Source organism: Xanthobacter autotrophicus, from assembly GCF_030015065.1.
GTDB classification, from domain to species: Bacteria; Pseudomonadota; Alphaproteobacteria; order Rhizobiales; family Xanthobacteraceae; genus Xanthobacter; species Xanthobacter autotrophicus_D.
In genome coordinates, this window is sequence record NZ_JAIVFN010000393.1 from 1 (window position 1) to 458 (window position 458).

Sequence of the window (458 nt, forward strand, 5' to 3'; positions counted from 1 at the left end):
CAACTCGACAACCCTTCATCGAAGGAATGACACATGTCTGACGACACGAACCTGCCGGGCGACGAAGCGTCCGACCTGCCGGACGATCTCCCCGAGGTCCCCCAGGGCGACGCCGACGCTCCCGCCAGCGACGCCGCAGCAGCCGCGGCCGGCATCGACCCCACGCGCCCCGAGCCGCCGACGATGAAGGTGCCGAACACGCCGGAGGCGCAGGCCGCCGTCGCCGCTCCGGTTGCGCACCGCGTCGACCCGATCGACCTCAACGCCGAGATGCAGCGCAGCTACATCGAGTACGCGATGAGCGTCATCGTCTCGCGTGCTCTGCCAGACGTGCGTGACGGCCTCAAGCCCGTGCACCGTCGCATCGTCTACGCCATGTACGACGGCGGTTACCGCCCCGACCGCGGGTACAACAAGTGCAGCCGCGTGGTCGGTGACGTCATGGGTCAGTACCACCC

At 68.6% G+C, this 458-nt stretch carries 1 protein-coding gene; it reads left to right on the plus strand.

Translation table 11 applies throughout. The annotated features are described in order from the left end of the window. Positions 1-33: 33 nt before the first annotated feature. Positions 34-458: DNA gyrase subunit A (locus K9U40_RS23695; protein WP_282892506.1), on the plus strand; the 425-nt coding region annotated here is incomplete at its 3' end.